This is a genomic window from Kitasatospora sp. HPM-01-4, assembly GCF_051374625.1.
Taxonomy (GTDB): domain Bacteria; phylum Actinomycetota; class Actinomycetes; order Streptomycetales; family Streptomycetaceae; genus Kitasatospora.
Genome location: NZ_JBPQGP010000005.1, coordinates 8,549,594 through 8,569,771, shown reverse-complemented (window position 1 = coordinate 8,569,771; position 20,178 = coordinate 8,549,594). Strand labels below are relative to the sequence as shown.

Sequence of the window (20,178 nt, the reverse complement as noted above, 5' to 3'; positions counted from 1 at the left end):
GCGGTCGGGTTCACTGCGTCGGGCCGTTCTGCTTGAGGCGCTCGGCCTCGACCGCTTCGTAGAGCGCCTTGATGTTCGAGCTGCCGAAGGTCTCGGCACCGATACGCTCGATGACCTCGAAGAAGAGGGTCTTACGTTCGTGCGCGGATCGGGTGAAGATCTGGAAGAGCTGTCCGCCGTGGTCCTCGTCGATCAGCAGGCTCAGCTCGCGCAGCTCGGCCACCGAGTGGGCCTTCGGCGTGACGCGCCGGGCGAGCGCGTCGTAGTAGGCGCCGGGCGTGGAGAGGAACCGCACGCCGCGCGCGGACAGTGCGCCCACCGTCCGCACCGCGTCGTCGGTGCCGAAGGCGAGGTGCTGGACGCCGGCGCCGCCGTGGCCCTTCAGGAAGAAGTCGATCTGGCCGGGGTCGGCGCCGGTGTCCGGCTCTATGACGGTGAACGTGACGCTTCGCGAGATGCTCTGCACCACCTTGGAGTTCATCGCCTGGGTGCCGACGCCGATCCGCTCGGTGAAGGTCTGCTCGAAGCCGAGGACGCTGCGGTAGTAGTCGACGGTCTCGTCCAGTTCGCCGCCCGGGACGCAGACCGCGAAGTGGTCGAGTTCCAGCAGCCCGGGGTCCTCGCCGTCACCCCGGGCGCAGGTGTCGCCCGGGGCCTCGGCGACGGGCGTGAAGCCGGCCGGCAGGCGGCCGGGGTCGGCCGGGTCCCGCTGGACGAAGGTGTGCACCACGTCGCCGAACCCGCCGATGGTGGCGGTGACGGCCGGGTACTCCCCCGGGTGGGTCCTCGGCCCGGCGATCGGGCGGCCGCCCCGGCTGACGGCCTGGGCGAAGGCCTCGGCCGCGTCGGCGGTGCGCAGCGCGATGTTCGCCACACCGTCGCCGTGCGCGAGCACGTAGGCGGTGGCGGGGTGGTCGTCGACGGTCGCCTCGGTCAGCACCAGGGTGATCCGTCCCTGGACGAGGGCGAGGCTGCGAAAGCCCTCCTCCGGTGAGCCGGCCATGCCCGCGACCGCGAAGCCGTACCGGCCGCGGAACTCGGCGGCGGCGGCCTCGACGTCGGCGACCTGGAACTCAACGTAGTCAAGGTCGAGGTCGGCGGGGAAGGCGCCGGTGGACATTGCTCGCATCTCGGTTTCCTCTGCTCGCTCTAAGGGGCCGTCAGTGATCCGGACAGTAGCCCGGGCGTTTGAACGTCCGGAATGGTAAAGAGATTTCCAAGACAGCACATCAACTGCCGTTTGTGGAACACGGATTGGCCTGACCTGGAGCCGGCGGAACAGGGTGGTGCACGCCTCGGGTTTCACGAACGTTTAGCCGATCTTCACCTCTGGGCCGCCCAGGGAGTGCTGTCCACCGAAAGGCGGCGGTTAGATTGATCACCACCACGAAGCGTGACGATGCATCGATCGGACTGCTTCCCGCCCTGCCCGCCGCCCGTGGTCATCGCGCCGCCTGAGCCGACATCCCCGACGGCAGGCCGCCGCGCACCTCACCCCCAACTGCCGACCAACCGGAGCACTGACATGTCGGACCCCCAGGCCGCCAACTCCAGCTGGCCGCTCATGGCCGGACAGTCCGGCATGTGGTTTGCCCAGCAGCTCGACCCCGCCAGCCCGGCCTACCAGGCCTCCGAGTGCACGGAGATCCACGGCGCCATCGACCCGGCGCTGTTCGAGGCGGCGCTGCGCCAGGTGATCGACGAGTGCGAGGCCTTCCGGCTGGGCTTCACCACCGTGGACGGCGAGACCCGCCAGGCACCGCGCCCCGTCGAGGACTGGCCGGCCCTGCGCGTCGTGGACGTCTGCGAGGAGAGCGACCCGTGGGCCGCCGCGCTGGAGTGGATGCGGGCGGACCTGGCCCGCCCGCTGGACCCGGCCTCCGGCTGGGCGATCACCCAGGTGCTCTTCCGGGCCGCCGACGACCGCTGGTTCTGGTTCCAGCGCGCCCACCACGCCCTGGTCGACGGCTACTCGGGCCGGCTGATCGCGGCCCGGATGTCCGAGGTCTACACCGCACTGGTCGAGGGCCGCGAGCCCGACGCCGCCGGTACCTTCCCCTCGCTGCGGCACCTGATAGCCGAGGAGGCCGACTACCTCGCCTCCGACAGCTACCGGACCGACCGCCGCTACTGGCTGGACCGCCTCGCCGACCGCCCCGAACCGGTCACCCTGGCCGGCCGCACCGCCCCCGCCTCGCACGGCCATCTGCGCCACGAGATCCTGCTCACCCCCGAGCACGCCGACACACTGCGGAGCGCCGCCCGGCGCCTGGGCGTCAGCTGGTCGGCACTGGTGCTCTCCGCCACCGCGCTCTACACCGGCCGCCTCACCGGCGCCGAGGAACTCGTCCTCGGTCTCCCGGTGCCCGCCCGGGTCGGCCGCACCGCCCGGACCGTCCCCGGCATGCTCACCAATCTGCTGCCGCTGCGGCTCACCGTGCGCCCCGAGCTGACGCTCAGGGAGCTGGTGCGCTCCACCAGCGCCGCGGCCCGGGAAGCGCTGCGCCACCAGCGCTTCCGGTACGAGGAGCTGCGCCGTGAGCTCGGGGCGGCCGGTGGCACCGGCCAGCTGGTCGGCGCGACCGTGAACATCATGTCCTTCGACTACGACCTCGGCTTCGGCGGGCACCCCGCGACCTTCCACAACCTCAGCAACGGCCCGGTCGAGGACCTCGCCTTCGTCGTGTACGACCGCCAGGCGGGCCAGGGCATGCGGCTGGTCGTCGACGCCAACCCCGCGCTCTACGACCCCGAGGAGCTGACCGGGCACGCCGCCCGCTTCCTCGCGCTGCTCGACACACTCGCCGCCGGTGACTCCGGGCTTGTGGTCGGGCGGGTGGAGTTGACCGATCCGGCCGAGCGCCGTCGGCTCACCGCCGCCGCGACCGGCGCCGCCGTGGAGACGCGCTCCACCACGCTCACCGAGCGGTTCGAGGCCCGCGCCGCCCGTACGCCGGAGGCGACCGCCCTGGTGTGCCGGGGCGTCGAGGTCTCCTACCTGGAGCTGAACGAGCGAGCGAACCGGCTGGCCCGGGTGCTGGTCGAGCGGGGTGCCGGTCCGGAGGACATCGTCGCCCTGGCCCTGCCGCGCTCGACCGAGATGGTCGTCGCGCTGCTCGCCGTCCTCAAGTCCGGTGCGGCCTACCTTCCCGTCGATCCGAACTGGCCGGCGGAGCGCATCGACTACATGCTGCGCGACGCCCGTCCGGTGCTGGCGCTCGCCGTCGAGGAGACCGCGGCGGTGATCGACGGCTCCGTCGAGGCGCCGGTACTGGTGCTCGACCGGCCCGCCTTCACGGCCGGATCGGCCGACGTGGACGGCGCGGACGGCACGGACGGCGCAGACCTCACCGACGCCGACCGGCGCGGCCCACTGCTGCCCGAGCACCCCGCGTACGTCATCTACACCTCCGGCTCCACCGGCCGCCCCAAGGGCGTCATCGGCATCCACGCCGCCGAGGTCAACCATCTGAGCGCCATCGCCCGCCGCCACCCGTACCTGCCCGGCCGGCCCGCCCTGGCGAAGAGCTCGATGAGCTTCGTGGACGGGTCGAGCGAGGTGCTGGCCTCGCTCCTGCACGGCGAGGGAATGGTCCTCGCCGACGGCGAGCAGGCCAAGGACCCGGCCGCGCTGACCGGGCTGATCGCCGAGTACGGGGTCGGCCGGATCATCGTGGTGCCGAGCCTGCTCGCGGCCATGCTGGACATCGCCGAGCCGGCCGAACTCGCCTCCTGCGAGCTGTGGGTGACCACCGGCGAGAGCATCCCGCCGTACCTCGCGGCCCGCTTCGCCGAGCTGCTGCCCGGCGCCCGGCTGGTCAACTTCTACGGCTCCTCCGAGATCTGCGGTGACTCCGTCTCCGGCGACTGCGGGCCGGACCGCCAGCCGATCGGGCTCCCCTTCGACAACACCACCGCCCACGTTCTCGACGCCGCCCTGCGCCCGGTTCCGGCCGGTGCGACCGGTGAGCTCTACGTCGGCGGTGCCGCACTCTCCCGGGGCTACCTGCGCCGCCCCGGGCTCACTTCCGAACGCTTCGTCGCCGACCCGTACGGCCCGCCCGGCGCCCGGATGTACCGCACCGGCGACCTGGCCCGCTGGGACCGCCAGGGTGAGATCGAGCTCCTCGGCCGGGCCGACGCCCAGGTCAAGGTGCGCGGCAACCGGGTCGAACTCGGCGAGGTGGAGGCCGCGTTGAGCCGCCACCCGGCCGTCCGGCGGGCGACCGTGGTGGTCCGCGAGGACCGGCTGATCGGGTACACCGTGCTCGACGACGCCGCGGGCGCGACGGCGGAGGCGATCCGGGAGTTCACATCGCTGTCGCTGCCCGACTACATGGTGCCGAGCGCGATCGTTCCGCTCCCGGCCATCCCGCTGACCCCGAGTGGGAAGGTGGACCGACTCGCGCTTCCCGCACCGGAGTTCAGCGGTTCGGCTGGCGGGCGTTCCCCCCGGACCGAGCGGGAGGAGCTGCTCTGCTCGCTGTTCGCGGAGGTGCTGTGCATCTCCTCGGTCGGTATCGACGACGGCTTCTTCGACCTCGGCGGGCACTCGCTGCTCGCCACCCGCCTGATCAGCCGCATCCGCGCCGTCCTCGGCGTCGAGCTGGCACTGCGCGACCTGTTCGAGACCCCGACCGTCGCCGGACTCGGCGAACGCATCACCCACGCCGCCTCCGCCCGACCCGCACTGACGGCCGCCGAGCCCCGCCCCGAGACCATCCCGGTGTCCTACGCCCAGCGACGGCTGTGGTTCCTCGACCGACTGCAGACGGCGGGCACCGCCTACCACCTGCCACTGGCCGTCCGCCTCACCGGCACCCTCGACATCACCGCCCTGGAAGCAGCACTCGGCGACGTCGTCGCCCGCCACGAAGCCCTGCGCACCGTCTTCGCCGAAACCACCGAGGGACAGCCGCACCAGCGGGTCCTCAGCGCCGCCCGCATCGCCCTCCCCGTGCACGAGGCATCCGAGGCCGACCTGGCCCGGGCCCTGGCCGACGAGGCCGCCCGCACCTTCGACCTCGGCACCGAACTCCCGCTCCGCGCCGCCCTGTTCACCCTCGGCGAGAACGAGCACATACTGCTGCTGACCGTCCATCACATCGCGGCGGACGGCTGGTCGATGGCACCGCTCGCCCGCGACGTCTCCACCGCTTACACGGCCCGCCTGAACGGCGAGGCCCCCGGATGGGCCCCGCTGCCGGTCCAGTACGCCGACTACACCCTCTGGCAGCACCAGCTGCTGGGCGAAGAGGGCGACGAGGACAGCCTCGCCGCGCGCCAGCTCGCCCACTGGCGTGAGGCCCTGGCCGGTCTGCCGGAGGAACTGGAGCTGCCGACCGACCGGCCCCGCCCGCTGACCGCAAGCCACCGGGGCGACACCGTCCCCGTCACCATCCCCGCCGAGATCCACCGCAAGCTGGCCGAACTCGCCCGTACCAACAGCGCCACGCTGTTCATGACCCTCCAGGCGTCACTGGCCGTCCTGCTGTCCCGGCTCGGCGCCGGAACCGACATCCCGCTCGGCACGCCGGTCGCCGGGCGCTCGGATCAGGCGCTGGAGGACCTGGTCGGGTTCTTCGTCAACACCCTGGTACTGCGCACCGACGTATCCGGCGACCCGAGCTTCACCGAACTCCTCGGCCGGGTAAGGGAGTCGGACCTCGGGGCGTTCGCCCACCAGGACATCCCCTTCGAGCACCTGGTGGACGCCCTCAACCCCACCCGCTCACTCGCCCGCCACCCGCTCTTCCAGGTCATGCTCACCCTCCAGAACAACACCGAGGCGGCGCTCGACCTGCCCGGTGTGGTCAGCCGGATCGAGCCCGCCCAGGCCGGGGCGGCCAAGTTCGACCTGGCCCTGAGTGTCAGCGAACTGTCCGATGAGCAGGACGAGTTCGCTGGTCTGCGCGGTGAACTCGAGTACGCCACCGACCTGTTCGACCGGTCGACGGTCGAGCTGCTGGCCGAGCGCTGGGTGCGGCTGCTCGCGGCGGTGACCGCAGAGCCGCAGCTGCCGGTCGGCACCCTGGAGATCCTGGACACCGCCGAGCGGCAGCGGATCCTGACCGAGTGGAACGACACCACCGCACAGGTCCCGTCCGCGACCCTGCCGGAACTGTTCCAGGCCCGGGCCGCGAAGACTCCCCAGGCCACCGCCCTGGTCTTCGAGGACACCCAGCTCAGCTACGCCGAACTCAACGCCCGCGCCAACCGCCTCGCCCACCTGCTGACCGAACACGGCGCCGGCCCCGAGCGCACCGTCGCACTGGTCCTGGAACGCTCGGTGGAGATGGTCGTCTCCCTGCTCGCGGTCCTCAAATCCGGTGCCGCCTACCTGCCGATCGACCCGGACCACCCCGCCGACCGCATCACGTACATGCTCCAGGACGGCGCACCCGCACTCGTCCTCACCACCACCGCCACGGCCGGCCTGGTGGCCGCACCGAGCCTGGTGCTGGACTCCCCCTCCGTGGCCGAGCAGCTGGCCGCCCTCCCGGACACCGACCCGGCACACTCCCCGCGGCCCGGCAACCCGGCGTACGTGATCTACACCTCCGGCTCCACCGGCCGCCCCAAGGGCGTCGCCGTCCCGCACCGGGGCATCGTCAACCGCCTGGCCTGGATGCAGCACGAGTACGCGATCGGCGAGGGCGACCGGGTGCTGCAGAAGACCCCGTTCGGCTTCGACGTCTCCGTCTGGGAGTTCTTCTGGCCGCTGCTGGAGGGCGGCACCCTGGTGGTCGCCAAGCCCGGCGGCCACAAGGACCCCGTCTACCTGGCCGAACTGATCCAGCGCGAGCGGATCACCATCGCCCACTTCGTCCCCTCCATGCTCCAGGCCTTCGTCCAGGAGCCGGCCGCCGCCGGCTGCACCGGCCTGCGCGCCGTGCTGTGCAGCGGCGAGGCCCTGCCGGGCGATCTCCGCGACCGGTTCCACGAGGTGCTCGCCGAGGTCCCCCTGCACAACCTCTACGGCCCCACCGAGGCCTCGGTGGACGTCACGTCCTGGGCCTGCACCGCCGTCGAGGACGGTGCGAGCGTGCCGATCGGCCGTCCCGTCTGGAACACCCGGGTGTACGTGCTGGACGCCGGGCTGCGGCCGGTACCGCCGGGTGTGCCCGGCGAGCTCTACCTCGCCGGTATCCAGCTGGCCCGCGGCTACCTGAACCGCCCGGGACTCACCGCCGAGCGCTTCGTCGCCGACCCCTACGGCACGGCCGGCACCCGGATGTACCGCACCGGTGACATCGTCCGCTGGACCTCCGACGGCGCCCTGGTCTACCTGGGCCGCACCGACGACCAGGTCAAGATCCGTGGCCTGCGCATCGAGCTGGGCGAGATCGAGGCCGCGCTCACCGCCTGCCCCGACGTGACCCAGGCCGCCGTGCTGGCTCGCGAGGACCGCCCGGGCGACAAGCGACTGGTCGGCTACCTGGTACCGGCGGTCGAAGACATCGATCTGACCCTGGTCCGCGAGCACCTCGCCACCACACTGCCCGACTACATGGTCCCGGCCGCGCTGATCCCGCTGGACGCGCTGCCCGTGACGCCCAACGGCAAGCTGGACCGGCGAGCCCTGCCCGTGCCCGAGTACTCCTTGGACCGGCAGGGCCGCGCTCCCAGGAACCAGCAGGAGCGGCAACTGGCGGAGATATTCGCCGAGTTGCTCGGCCTGGAGAGCGTCGGAATCGACGACGGGTTCTTCGAGCTGGGCGGCCACTCGCTGCTCGCCACCCGCCTGGTCAGCCGCGTCCGGGCCGCACTGGGCACTGAGCTCGCCATCCGTGACCTCTTCGAGGCGCCGACCGTCGCCGCTCTGGCCGAGCGCCTGGATCCGGCCGGCCGGGCCCGCCAGGCGCTGGTCCGGATGGAGAGGCGTCCCGAGGCGGTCCCGGTCTCCTCCGCCCAGCGCCGGCTCTGGCTGCTGAACCGCATCGAGGCCACGAGCACCGCCTACCACATGCCGCTCGCCGTACGCCTCACCGGAAAGCTCGACCGGGCCGCGCTGGCCTCGGCACTCGCCGACGTGGTGGCCCGGCACGAGTCGCTGCGCACCGTGTTCGCCGAGAGCCCCGACGGGCTGCCGTACCAGCGCGTCCTGGCCGACGCGCACATCGAACTGACCGGTGCCGAGGTCACCGAGGACCGGTTGCCGCAGGCACTGGCGGTCGAAGCCGCGCGCGGTTTCGACCTGGCCGTCGAGCCCCCGCTGCGCGCTGCGCTCTTCACCCTTGGCGACCAGGAGCAGGTGCTGCTGCTGACGCTGCATCACATATCCGGTGACGGCTGGTCGCTGGTCCCGCTGGCGCGCGACCTCTCCGCCGCCTACGCGGCCCGGCTCGACGGCTCCGCTCCGCAGTGGGCGCCGCTGCCGGTCCAGTACGCGGACTTCGCGCTCTGGCAGCACGAGCTGCTCGGTTCGGCCGACGACCCCACCGGCCTGCTGTCGCAGCAGGTCGGCTACTGGAAGCAGGCGCTGGCCGGACTGCCCGAGGAGCTCGCGCTGCCGACCGACCGCCCGCGCCCGCCGGTGGCCGGTCACCGTGGCGGTACGGTTCCGCTGGAGATCCCGGCCGATCTGCACCGCCGGCTCGCGGAGATCTCGCGCGAGCACGGCACCACCCTCTTCATGGCCCTGCAGGCCGCGCTCGCCGCCCTGTTGACCAGGCTCGGCGCCGGTGAGGACATCCCGCTCGGCAGCCCGGTCGCCGGCCGTACCGACGAGGCGCTGGACGATCTGGTCGGCTTCTTCGTCAACACCCTGGTCCTGCGCACCGACACCTCGGGCAACCCGAGCTTCGCCGAACTGCTCGGCCGGGTGCGGGAGTCCACTCTCGCGGCCTTCGCGCACCAGGACGTCCCCTTCGAGAGCCTGGTGGACGCGCTCAACCCCACCCGGTCGCTCGCCCGTCACCCGCTCTTCCAGACCATGCTCGCCCTGCAGAACAACGCCGAGGCCGTGCTGGACCTGCCCGGTCTGGCGAGCCGGGTGCAGCAGGTCGAGGTGGACACCGCCAAGTTCGACCTCTTCTTCAACCTCTCCGAGCGGATGGACAAGGCCGGCGGTCCCGCCGGGATCACCGGCATCGTCGAGTACTCCACCGACCTGTTCGACCGCGCCTCGGTCGAGACGCTGGGCGCCCGCTGGCTGCGGCTGCTCTCCGCGCTCACCGGCACTCCGGACCGGCCCGTCGGCGACCTGGAACTCCTGGCCGAGGACGAGCGCCGACGTCTCCTGACGGACTGGAACGCGACCGCCGCCGAGGTACCCCCGGCGCTGCTGCCCGAGCTGTTCGAGGCCCAGGCGGCCCGGACGCCCGAGGCCACCGCCCTGGTCTTCGAGGGCACCGAACTCAGCTATGCCGAGCTCGACGCCCGCGCCAACCGCCTGGCCCGGCTGCTGATCGAGCGTGGTGCGGGTCCCGAGCGCACGGTCGCGCTGGTGCTGCCGCGCTCGGCCGAGCTGGTGATCGCGCTGCTGGCGGTGCTCAAGTCCGGTGCGGCGTACGTGCCGGTCGACCCGGAGTACCCGGCCGACCGCATCGCCCATGTGCTGGCCGACGCCGCACCCGCGCTGGTGCTCACCGCCGAGGCCCTGGCCGGCCGGCTCCCCGAGGACGCGCTGGCCGTCGACTCCGCCGCGACCGCCGAAGCACTGGCCGGGCGGGCACAGGGCGGTGTCACCGACGCCGAGCGGATCGCCCCGCTGCGTCCCGAGCACCCCGCATACGTCATCTACACCTCCGGTTCCACCGGCCGTCCCAAGGGCGTTGTGCTGCCGCACGCCGCCCTGGCCAACTTCCTGGCCGACATGGGCACCCGCTTCCCGCTCACCGGGCGGGACCGCTGGGTGGCCGTGACCACCATCGCCTTCGACATCGCCGCCCTTGAGCTCTACCTTCCGCTGATCAGCGGCGCCCGCGTGGTGCTGGCCCCCCGGCACACGGTGATCGACCCGGCCGCGCTGACCGGTCTGCTGGTCCGCTCGGGCGCCACGGTCATGCAGGCCACGCCCTCGCTCTGGCGCGCAGTGACCGAGCACGGAGCCGAACTCCCCCGGCTGCGCGTGCTGGTGGGCGGTGAGGCTCTGCCGGGGCCGCTCGCGGCCGCCCTGTCCGAGCTCGGTGAGGTCACCAACCTCTACGGGCCGACCGAGACCACCATCTGGTCCACGGCCGCCCGCACCGGGGCCGGGACGCCGGTGCCGCCGATCGGCCGTCCGATCGCCAACACCCGGGTGTACGTGCTGGATTCGCGGCTGCGTCCGGTCCCGGCCGGGGTCTGCGGCGATCTGTACATCGCCGGCGCCGGCCTGGCCCGTGGCTACCACGACCGGGCCGCCATGACGGCCGAGCGCTTCGTGGCCGATCCCTACGGCCCGGCGGGATCGCGGATGTACCGCACCGGTGACCTCGCGCGCTGGACCGCCGAGGGCGAGCTGCGGTTCGCCGGCCGTGCCGACGCCCAGGTGAAGCTGCGCGGCCACCGGATCGAACTCGGCGAGATCGAGGCCGCGCTGCTGCGCCACCCGTCCGTCGCGCAGAGCGCCGTACTGGCCCGCGAGGACCGGCCCGGTGACGTCCGCCTGGTCGGGTACGTGGTGCCCGCGCGGACCACCGCCGCCGAGCGGGACGAGTCCCGGGAGAGCGAGCAGGTCGAGGGCTGGCAGGCGGTCTTCGACGCCGAGTACCAGGACAGCCCCGAACGGGTCTTCGGTGAGGACTTCCGGCTCTGGAAGAGCAGCTACGACGGCTTGCCGATCCCGCTGGAGCAGATGGCGGAGTGGCGTGACACCACGGTCGAGCGGATCCGCTCGCTGCGGCCGAGGCGAGTCCTTGAGATCGGGGTCGGCAGCGGGCTGATCCTGGCGAAGCTGGCCCCGGAGTGCGAGGCGTACTGGGGCACCGACGTGTCCACCGGCGCGATCGAGACGCTGCGCGGCAAGATCGCGGAGCTGCCCGGGCTCGCGGACAGGGTGAAGCTGTCGGCGCAGCCGGCGGACGTCGTGGACGGCCTGCCGACCGGCTTCTTCGACACGGTCGTCATCAACTCCGTCGCGCAGTACTTCCCGAGCGCCGACTACCTGATCGACGTCGTCCGGCAGGCACTGGCCCTGGTCGCTCCGGGCGGCACCGTCTTCCTCGGTGACCTGCGCAACCTGCGCCTGCAGTCCTGCTTCCAGGCCGCGACCCGGCTCAGCCGGGCCGAAGGGGCCGACGACCCCGAGGCGCTGCGCCAGGAGATCGAGCACGGTGTGCTGGCCGAGGAGGAACTGCTCGTCGATCCCGCCCTCTTCACCGCGCTGCGCGGCCGGCTGCCCGAGCTGGCGGCGGCCGAGGTGCTGCTGCGGCGCGGACGCCACCACAACGAGCTGAGCCGCTACCGATACGACGCGGTGCTGCACCGCCGCCCTGCGGCCGCGGGCGGCGATGCGACCGGGAGCGGCCCGGCGGCCCTGACCGGTGACACGTCCGGGAGCGGCGAAGCGGTCACCGTCCGCCTGCGCTGGAACACCCTGGCAGCGGCGGTGGACGAGCTGGCCCGGTACCTCGAGTCGGAGCGTCCGGCCCGGATGCGGGTGACGGAGGTGCCCAACGGCCGGCTGGCGCGCGAACTCGGCGCGCTGCGGGTCCTGGAGGAGAACGGCACGGTCGCGCAGGCACTGGCCGCCTACCACGGCGGGCAGCCGCTCGAAGACGACCTGGATCCGGAGGAGTTCCACGCGCTCGGCGAGCGGCTCGGCTATCGGGTGGCGGTCGAGTGGGCGCGCACGGACGCCGGTGCGCTCGACGTCGTCTTCACCGACCCGGCGAGCGGACCCGACACCGAACAGGAGGACCCGGAGCCCGGCTCCGCCGCCGCGCTCTCCTCCTTCACCAACACCCCGGCGGGCTCGCGCGAGCTCGGCGCCCTGGCCAAGGAGCTGCGCACCCACCTGGCCGAGCAGCTGCCCGAGTACATGGTGCCGAGCGCGTTCGTGACCCTGGAGGCCATGCCGCTCACCCCGAACGGGAAGCTGGACCGCAAGGCCCTGCCCGCGCCCGGTGGTTCCGGGCCGGTGGCCGGGCGCGCACCGCGCGGCGAGCGGGAGGAGCTGCTCTGCTCGCTGTTCGCGGAGGTGCTGGGCATCTCCTCGGTCGGTATCGACGACGGCTTCTTCGACCTGGGCGGGCACTCGCTGCTGGCCACCCGCCTGATCAGCCGCATCCGCGCCGTCCTCGGCGTCGAGCTGGCACTGCGCGACCTGTTCGAGACCCCGACCGTCGCCGGACTCGGCGAACGCATCGCCCACGCCGCCTCCGCCCGACCCGCGCTGACGGCCGCCGAGCCCCGCCCCGAGACCGTCCCGGTGTCCTACGCCCAGCGACGGCTGTGGTTCCTCGACCGACTGCAGACGGCGGGCACCGCCTACCACCTGCCACTGGCCGTCCGCCTCACCGGCACCCTCGACATCACCGCCCTGGAAGCAGCACTCGGCGACGTCGTCGCCCGCCACGAAGCCCTGCGCACCGTCTTCGCCGAAACCACCGAGGGACAGCCGCACCAGCGGGTCCTCAGCGCCGCCCGCATCGCCCTCCCCGTGCACGAGGTATCCGAGGCCGACCTGGCCCGGGCCCTGGCCGACGAGGCCGCCCGCACCTTCGACCTCGGCACCGAACTCCCGCTCCGCGCCGCCCTGTTCACCCTCGGCGAGAACGAGCACATACTGCTGCTGACCGTCCATCACATCGCGGCGGACGGCTGGTCGATGGCACCGCTCGCCCGCGACGTCTCCACCGCTTACACGGCCCGCCTCGACGGCGAGGCCCCCGGATGGGCCCCGCTGCCGGTCCAGTACGCCGACTACACCCTCTGGCAGCACCAGCTGCTGGGCGAAGAGGGCGACGAGGACAGCCTCGCCGCGCGCCAGCTCGCCCACTGGCGTGAGGCCCTGGCCGGTCTGCCGGAGGAACTGGAGCTGCCGACCGACCGGCCCCGCCCGCTGACCGCAAGCCACCGGGGCGACACCGTCCCCGTCACCATCCCCGCCGAGATCCACCGCAAGCTGGCCGAACTCGCCCGCGCAGGCGGCGTGACCCTCTTCATGGCGCTCCAGGCGGCCTTCGCGGCCCTGCTCAGCCGGATGGGCGCGGGCGAGGACATCCCCATCGGCACCCCGGTCGCCGGCCGCACGGACGAGGCGCTCGGCGAACTGGTCGGGTTCTTCGTCAACACCCTGGTACTGCGCACCGACGTCTCCGGTGACCCGAGCTTCACCGAACTCCTCGGCCGGGTAAGGGAGTCGGACCTCGCGGCGTTCGCCCACCAGGACATCCCCTTCGAACACCTGGTGGACGCCCTCAACCCCACCCGCTCACTCGCCCGCCACCCGCTCTTCCAGGTCATGCTCACCCTCCAGAACAACACCGAGGCGGTCCTCGACCTGCCCGGCGTGCGTGGATCGGTGGAGCCGATGGCGGGCCAGGAGGCCAAGTTCGACCTGTCCGTACGGCTCTCCGAGCGGCACTCGAACGGTGAACCGACCGGCCTGGCCGGCGTGCTGGAGTACGCCACCGAGCTGTTCGACCGGGACACCGCGCAGTCGCTGGCCGACCGCTGGCTGAGGCTGCTCGCGGCGGTCACCGCCGAGCCCGACCGGCCCGTCAGCCAGGTCGCGGTCCTTGACGGCGAGGAGCGCGAACGCATCCTCACCGAGTGGAGCTCCGGCGGCGCCGCGGCACCGGCCGGCACCCTGCCCGCCCTGTTCGAGGCCCAGGCGGCCCGGACCCCGGACGCCACTGCGGTGATCTTCGAGGGGCACGAAGTCTCCTACGCCGAGCTCAACGCCCGCGCCAACCGCCTCGCCCGGCTGCTGGTCGAACGCGGCGCGGGCCCGGAGCGCACCGTCTCACTGCTGCTGGAGCGCTCGGTGGAGATGGTCGTCGCCCTGCTGGCGGTGGCCAAGTCCGGTGCGGCGTACCAGCCGATCGACCCGCAGTACCCGGCCGAGCGGATCGCCTACCTGCTGTCCGACGCCGAGCCCGCGCTGCTGCTCACCGACCGCGCGACGGCGGGCCTCGTCCCGGCCGGGACGGGTGCCGAGCAGGTGCCGCTGGACGCCGAGGACACGCTCGCCGCACTGGCCCCGCTGCCCGCCACCGATCTGACGGACGCGGACCTCGTCGAGCCGCTGCGGCCCGGCCACCCGGTGTACGTGATCTACACCTCCGGCTCCACCGGCCGCCCCAAGGGCGTGGTCGTCGAGCACCGGTCGCTGGTCAACTACCTTCACTGGAGCGGAGCTTCGTACTCCGGTGCGCAGGGCACCGCCCTGGTCCACTCGCCGATCTCCTTCGACCTCACCGTGGTCGGCCTGTACACGCCGCTCACCTCGGGCGGCGCGGTGCACCTCGCGGCGATGGAGGACGACCCGGTCACCCGGCGGACCCTGGCCGCCCGGCCGGTCACCTTCCTCAAGTGCACGCCCAGCCATCTGCCGATGCTGGAGGACCTCCCGGCGGAGTACTCGCCGACCGCGCAGATCGCCCTCGGCGGCGAGGCGCTGACGGCGGAGGCGCTGGCCGCCTGGCGGGCGCTCCACCCGGCGACCGAGGTGGTGCAGCACTACGGCCCGACCGAGGCCACCGTGCACTGCACCGAGAAGCGCATCGCACCCGGCACCGAACTCCCCTCCGGCCCGGTCCCGTTGGGCCGCCCGATCGCCGGTTCCCGGCTGTACCTGCTGGACGGCGGACTGCGGCCGGTCGCACCGGGCGTCCCCGGTGAGCTGTACATCGCCGGTGCGGGCCTGGCCCGTGGCTACCTGCGGCGGGCGGGCCTGACCGCCGAGCGCTTCGTCGCCGACCCGTACGGGCCGGCCGGCGCCCGGATGTACCGCACCGGCGATGTGATGCGCTGGACCAGGGACGGCGAGCTCGTCTTCCTCGGCCGCGCCGACGACCAGGTGAAGATCCGCGGCTTCCGGATCGAACTCGGTGAGGTGGAGGCCGCGTTGGGCGGCCGGCCGGGAGTGCGCCGGGCGGCCGTGGTGGTCCGCGAGGACCGGCCGGGCGACAAGCGGCTGGTCGGCTACGTGGTACCGGCCGACGGCGCGGTCGTCGACCCGGCCGAGCTGCGCCGCCGGCTGGCGGCCGACCTGCCGGAGCACCTGGTCCCGGCGGCGGTCGTGGTGCTGGACGCGCTGCCGGTGACCACCAACGGCAAGCTGGACCGGCGCGCCCTGCCCGCCCCCGACTGGAGCGCGGACACGGACGGCCGCGCGCCGCGCACCCCGCGCGAGGAACTGCTCTGCTCGGTCTTCGCCGAGGTGCTCGGGGTGGACCGGGTCTCGGTGGACGACGACTTCTTCGAGCTGGGCGGCCACTCGCTGCTGGCGACCCGGCTGGTGAGCCGGGTGCGGGCGGTGCTGGGCGTGGAACTGGCGATCCGCGACCTGTTCGAGGCGCCGACCGTGGCCGCCCTGGACGGCCGGCTGGCCGGCGCGGAAGCCGCCCGCCCCGCGCTGCTCCCGGCCGAGCGGCCTGAGGCGGTTCCGGTGTCCTTCGCCCAGCGGCGGCTCTGGCTGCTGGACCGGCTGGACAGCGCGGGCTCCGCCTACCACCTGCCGCTGGCGGTCCGGCTCTCCGGTCCGCTGGACCCGGCCGCCCTGGCGGCGGCCGTCGGCGACGTGGTGGCCCGGCACGAGGCGCTGCGCACCGTGTTCGGCGAGGGCCCCGACGGGCTGCCGTACCAGTGGGTGCCGGTGGACGCCGAGGTCCCGCTGACCCTGATCGAGACCACGGAACAGGCGCTGTCCGGGGCTCTGGCCGACGAGGCCGCACGCGGCTTCGACCTCAGCGCCGAACCGCCGCTGCGCGCCGCGCTGTTCAGCACCGGCCCCGACGAGCACGTGCTGCTGCTGACGCTGCATCACATCGCCGGTGACGGCTGGTCGCTGGCGCCGCTGGCCCGTGACGTTTCGGCCGCGTACGCGGCCCGTCTGGACGGCGAGGCCCCCGGATGGGCCCCGCTGCCGGTCCAGTACGCCGACTTCGCCCTGTGGCAGCGCGAGCTGCTGGGCGAGGAGGGCGACGAGGGCAGCCTGGCCGCGCGCCAGCTCGCCTACTGGCGTGAGGCGCTGGCCGGTCTGCCGGAGGAGCTGGAGCTGCCGACCGACCGGCCGCGCCCGCTGACCGCCAGCTACCGGGGCGACACGTTCTCCGTCACCGTCCCGGCCGAGGTCCACCGCAGGCTGCTGGAGCTGTCCCGCGCCCACGGCGTCACGCTGTTCATGACGCTGCAGGCGGCTCTGGCCACGCTGCTGTCCCGGCTCGGTGCCGGGAGTGACATCCCGCTGGGCACGCCGGTCGCCGGGCGGACGGACCAGGCGCTGGACGAGCTGGTCGGGTTCTTCGTCAACACCCTGGTGCTGCGCACCGACGTCTCCGGTGACCCGACCTTCGCCGAACTCCTCGGCCGGGTGCGGGAGTCGGATCTGGCGGCGTTCGCCCACCAGGACATCCCCTTCGAGCACCTGGTGGACGCCCTCAACCCCACCCGCTCACTCGCCCGCCACCCGCTCTTCCAGGTCATGCTGGCACTGCGCAACAACGCCGAGGCCGAGCTGGCGATCCCGGGCGTCGAGGCCACCGTCCTTCCGGCACAGGGCGGTTCGGCCAAGTTCGACCTGTCGCTGTTCGTCACCGAGCAGCGCGGCGCGGACGGCGATCCGGCGGGTCTGCGCGGTGAACTCGAGTACGCCACCGACCTGTTCGACCGGTCGACGGTCGAGCTGCTGGCCGAGCGCTGGGTGCGGCTGCTCGCGGCGGTGACCGCAGAGCCGCAGCTGCCGGTCGGCACCCTGGAGATCCTGGACACCGCCGAGCGGCAGCGGATCCTGACCGAGTGGAACGACACCACCGCACAGGTCCCGTCCGCGACCCTGCCGGAACTGTTCCAGGCCCGGGCCGCGAAGACTCCCCAGGCCACCGCCCTGGTCTTCGAGGACACCCAGCTCAGCTACGCCGAACTCAACGCCCGCGCCAACCGCCTCGCCCACCTGCTGACCGAACACGGCGCCGGCCCCGAGCGCACCGTCGCACTGGTCCTGGAACGCTCGGTGGAGATGGTCGTCTCCCTGCTCGCGGTCCTCAAGTCCGGTGCGGCCTACCTGCCGGTCGACCCGGACCACCCGGCCGACCGCATCACGTACATGCTCCAGGACGGCGCACCCGCACTCGTCCTCACCACCGGCGCGACCCGGAGCGCCGTCCCCGGCTCGGTCGAGGTCCCGGTGCTGGTGCTCGACGAGGCGGAGGTCGGCGGGCGGTTGACCGCCTGCGCCGACACGGACCCGTGCGACGCGGACCGGACCCACCCGCTGCGGCCGGACAACCCGGCGTACGTGATCTACACCTCCGGCTCCACCGGCCGCCCCAAGGGCGTCGCCGTCCCGCACCGGGGTGTGGTCAACCGGCTGACCTGGATGCAGACCGACCATGTGATGCAGCCGACGGACCGGGTCCTGCAGAAGACCCCGTTCGGCTTCGACGTCTCCGTCTGGGAGTTCTTCTGGCCGCTGCTGGAGGGCGGCACCCTGGTGGTCGCCAAGCCCGGCGGCCACAAGGACCCCGCCTACCTGGCCGAGCTGATCCAGCGCGAGCGGATCACCATCGCCCACTTCGTCCCCTCCATGCTCCAGGCCTTCGTCCAGGAGCCGGCCGCCGCCGGCTGCACCGGCCTGCGCGGGGTGTTCTGCTCCGGCGAGGCCCTGCTGTCCGAGCTGCGGGACCGGTTCCACGAGGTGCTCACCGAGGTCCCGCTGCACAACCTCTACGGCCCCACCGAGGCGTCCGTCGAGGTCACCGCCTGGCACGCCGAGCCCGGCGGGGCCGGGGTCGCGGTGCCGATCGGGCGGCCGGTGGCGAACACCCGGGTGTACGTGCTGGACGCCGGGCTGCGGCCGGTACCGCCGGGTGTGCCCGGCGAGCTCTACCTCGCCGGTGTCCAGCTGGCCCGCGGCTACCTGGGCCGCCCGGGACTCACCGCCGAGCGCTTCGTCGCCGACCCCTACGGGCCGGCTGGCACCCGGATGTACCGCACCGGCGACGTCGTCCGCTGGACCACCGACGGCGCCCTGGTCTACCTCGGCCGCACCGACGACCAGGTCAAGATCCGCGGCTTCCGGATCGAGCTCGGTGAGATCGAGGCGGCGCTCACCGCCTGCCCCGACGTGACCCAGGCCGCCGTGCTGGTCCGCGAGGACCGCCCGGGCGACAAGCGACTGGTCGGCTACCTGGTACCGGCGGTCGGGGACATCGATCTGACCCTGGTCCGCAAGCACCTCGCCACCACACTGCCCGACTACATGGTCCCGGCCGCACTGGTCCCGCTGGACGCGCTGCCGCTGACCGCGAGCGGAAAGCTGGACCGGCGGTCCCTGCCGGCGCCGGACTTCGCGGCGGCGGTCTCCGAGAGGGCCCCGCGTACCGAGCGGGAGCGGGTCCTGGCCGGACTGTTCTGCGAGCTGCTGGGCCTGGAACGGGTCGGCGTGGACGACGGCTTCTTCGAACTGGGCGGCGACTCGATCACCTCCATCCAACTGGTCGCCCGCGCCCGCCAGGCCGGACTGGTCTTCACCGCCCGCGACGTCTTCACCCGCCAGACCGTCGCCGAACTCGCCCAGAGGGCCCAGGGCACCGAAGCCGCCGTCACCGAGGACACCGACGCCGGAACCGGCGACCTGCCCGCCACCCCGATCATGCACTGGCTGCGCGAACGCGGCGGCCCGCTCGACGGCTTCCACCAGGCCATGCTCCTCCAGACCCCCACCGACCTCGACCAGGACCGCCTCACCCACGCCCTCCAGACCCTCCTCGACCACCACGACGCCCTACGCGCCCGCCTGCTCACCACCGACAACGGCCACTGGACACTCCACATCCCACCCCGCGGCCACCTCAACGCCACCGACCACCTCACCCGGATCGAGGCCACCGGCCTCGACGGGACCGAGTTGCGCGCGCTCTTCGAGCAGCACGCCAGGGCGGCGCAGGACCGGCTGGCGCCGGAGCGCGGGGTGATGGTCCAGCTGGTCTGGTTCGACGCGGGCCCTCAGGCCCCGGGCCGACTGCTGGTGATGATCCACCACCTGGTGGTCGACGGTGTCTCCTGGCGTGTGGTCCTGCCGGACCTGACCGCCGCGTACCACGGCACCGCCCTCCAGCCGGTCGGCACCTCGCTGCGCACCTGGGCCACCGGGCTGGCAGCCGAGGCCGAGCGCAGGAGCGGCGAACTCCCGCTCTGGCAGGCGATGCTGGACGGCCCGGATCCGCTGCTGGGGTCGCGGCCGCTCGACCACACGCGGGACACCCGGCGGACCGTCGGCCACCTGGAGCTCACGCTGCCGGCCGAGCTCACCGAGCCGCTGCTGACCAGCGTCCCCGCACTGTTCAACGCGGAGGTCAACGACGTCCTGCTGACCGGCCTCGCGCTCGCTGCCAACCGGTGGCGCGGTGACCTGGGCGGTCTGCTGCTGGAGCTGGAGGCGCACGGCCGTGAGGAGTTCGCGGAGGGCATCGACCTCTCCCGTACCGTCGGCTGGTTCACCAGCGCCTACCCGGTCCGCGTCGACCCCGGCGCGACCGACTGGGCCGAGGTCGTCGAGGCCGGACCGGCCCTGGGCCGCTCGCTGAAGGCGGTCAAGGACCAGCTGCGGCTGATCCCCGACCACGGCATCGGCTACGGCCTGCTGCGCCACCTCAACCCCTCGGCCGGGGCTCTCCTCGCCGGACTGGCCACTCCCCAGCTCGGGTTCAACTACCTCGGCCGCTTCACCACCGAGCAGCAGGGCGCACCGGCCGAGTGGGGGCCGGCCCCCGAGATGGGCGCGATGTTCGGCGGCGCCGACGAGCTGGCGCCGCTCGCCCACACCGCCACCGTCAACGCCCGGACCGAGGACCGCGCCGACGGGGCGTACTTCGTCGCCGCCTGGTCGTGGGCGACCGGGGTGCTGGCCGAGCAGGAGGTCCGGCGCCTGGGCGAGTTGTGGTTCGAGGCGCTGACCGCGCTGGTACGACACGCACAGCGGGCCGACGCCGGCGGTCTGAGCACCTCAGACGTATCCCTGGTGGAACTTAGCCAGGACGAGATCGACATGTTCGAAGACGAGTTCGCGGATTGGGACCTGTAAGC

The 20,178-nt window shown here is 73.1% G+C and carries 2 protein-coding genes; one reads left to right on the top strand and one right to left on the bottom strand.

Going from position 1 to position 20,178, the window contains the following annotated elements:
* Positions 1-10: 10 nt before the first annotated feature.
* Positions 11-1,129: a 4-hydroxyphenylpyruvate dioxygenase gene (hppD, locus tag ACSMTC_RS36975; RefSeq protein WP_436564121.1), complete on the bottom strand. Its 1,119-nt coding sequence runs from the start codon at positions 1,127-1,129 to the stop codon at positions 11-13.
* 396 nt (positions 1,130-1,525) lie between these two features.
* Here hppD and ACSMTC_RS36970 point away from each other — a divergent pair, with 396 nt between their 5' ends.
* On the top strand, positions 1,526-20,176 hold the full coding sequence (locus ACSMTC_RS36970; protein ID WP_436564120.1) for a non-ribosomal peptide synthase/polyketide synthase: 18,651 nt from the start codon (positions 1,526-1,528) through the stop codon (positions 20,174-20,176).
* The last annotated feature ends 2 nt before the right edge of the window (positions 20,177-20,178 follow it).

Excerpts from the sequence above, each read along its gene's own strand:
- hppD (WP_436564121.1), bottom strand. The coding sequence starts at position 1,129 with ATGCGAGCAATGTCCACCGGCGCCTTCCCCGCCGACCTCGACCTTGAC.
- ACSMTC_RS36970 (WP_436564120.1), top strand. The coding sequence starts at position 1,526 with ATGTCGGACCCCCAGGCCGCCAACTCCAGCTGGCCGCTCATGGCCGGA.